General features: G+C 64.4%; 1 protein-coding gene. It reads right to left on the reverse strand.

The features are described 5' to 3' along the window. Window positions 1–2,033: beta strand repeat-containing protein (locus ACV22W_RS33395; protein WP_448023799.1), on the reverse strand; the 2,033-nt coding region annotated here is incomplete at both ends.

A 2,033-nucleotide genomic window follows, 5' to 3' on the forward strand; every position in this document is an offset into this window, starting at 1 on the left:
TGCAGCGTGCCGACCGACGACGCATCGATCTTGCCGCCCGACACGATTTGCGCGGCCGGGCTGAGGTCCGTCACGGTCGTCGCCGTCGCGCTGTCCGCATAATAGGTCGTGTACTGATACGTGCTGTTCCACTGGCCGCCATGAGGCGGCTCGGTGTAGACGCCGCCGATGCTGTCCGGATCCTTCACGCCAACCTGGCCCGTACGGCCGCTGATCGGGATGCCGAACTGGCCGAGCAGCGACGGATCGATCGAGCCGGTCGAAGTCTTCATCACGCGGCGCGTGCTCGTCACCTTGTCGGCGTGCAGTTCCATGTCGCCGCTGGACTGGATCAGGGCCGACACGTTATTGACCAGCGCTGCGTTCGTGTAGTTGCCGCTCGCGTCCTTGCCGCCCGCCAGGACCACCTTGCCCATGCCGAAGATGGCTGTCGTCGCCATAGAATCAGTGGCGGTCGTGTCGTCGCGGTTCTCGATGTCGTGCGCGAGGATCTCCAGCGTGCCGTTGCTGTCGGATGCACCGATCAGCGCGGTCGACCCGAGGTTCGAGATCGTATTCGTCGCGTTGAGCGAAGCGCTCGCGCCCACGAGTGCGCCCGTGTTCGTCAGGTTGGTCGATTGCGTGTGCAGCAGCCCGCCGGCCGTCAAGGCGCCCGCGTTGACGATGTTGCCCGCGTTGACGCTCAGGTTGTTGACCGATTGCAGGTTCGCGTTGTTCGTGAAGGTGCCGGGCAACGTGAAGGCGAGGTCGTGGCCTACATTGAACTGCGTGTCGGCCGTCGCCGTATAGTCGCCTTGAAGGCTCACGTTGGCGTCATGCGTCGCGCTGTATGTGCCGCCGCCTTGCAGCGTGGCCGCCGCGATCGACAGGTCGTGCGTCGAGCTGATCTGGCCGTTGGTGTTCGTGATCGCGCCGGTCGTCGTGACGTTCACGTCGCCGTTCGAATTCGTGACGTTGCCGATCGTGCCGCCGCTGTTGTCCAAGGCGCCGCCTTGAACATGCAGCGACGCGCCGCTGAGTTGACCGCCTTGCGTGTTGCTGATCGACGCTGCGCTGACCGTCACGTCGCCGTTACCTGTAATCGCGCCCATGCCCGATACACCACCGGCATGACTGTTTGTGATCTGGCTGCCGCCTTGCACCGACATCTTGCCCGCACCGAGATCGACAATGGCGCCGTCCGCGTTGTCGATCGAAGCCGATTCAATGTCGAGCGTACTGGTGTCGCCCGCTGCCGATTGCCCGGCCTGGATGTGACCGCTTCGGTTTGACAGCGCGCCGCCGTTCTTCAACGACAACGACGCGTCCGATCGCAGCAAACCCTGCGCGTTGTTCACGTCGCCGGCGATGGTCGCATTGATGCCGCGCTGCGCGGCGAGGATGCCGCTCGCGTTGTTCCAGGAAGCCGCGTTGACGATGGCTTGTCCCTTCGTCACGATGGTGCCAGACGCGTTGTTCAGCGCACTGGCTCCATTTCCTGGTGCGATCGTCAGCGTGCCCGTGCCGGCATGCGTGATGGTGCCGCCGGAGTTATTCAGCTCGGCCGGGTCAAGCGTCAGGTCCGTACTGTTGGTCTGGATCACGCCGGCCGCCGAGTTATCGAGCGTGCCGCTGACGTTGATGCCCATCGCCGACGAGCCGTATTGCGTGATCGTGCCGCCATGGTTCACGAGGTTGGCGGCCGTCAGCGCAAGCTGATTGGCCTCGAGCTTGCCGCCGCTGTTGTCGAGCGTCGAATCGGCTGTGACCGACAGGTTCGGTGCAACGATCGAGCCGCCCTGGTTCGTCATCGAGCCTGTGTGGATCGTCGCGTTCGTGCTGGCGCCGACCTGACCGCCATCGTTCGCCAGCGTGCCGCTGGAGACGCTCACATCCGTGTTCGACAACAGCTTGCCGCTCGCGTTGTTCAGCGTGCCGGCGACGGTTGCCGTCAATCCGGCCTGCGCATTGATCGAGCCTGACGTATTGTTCAGCGCGCCGGTTTGCGCGACGACGCGCCCGTTGCTCGCGATCGAACCGCCCACGTTCGACAC

The organism is Burkholderia sp. AW49-1, assembly GCF_053427845.1.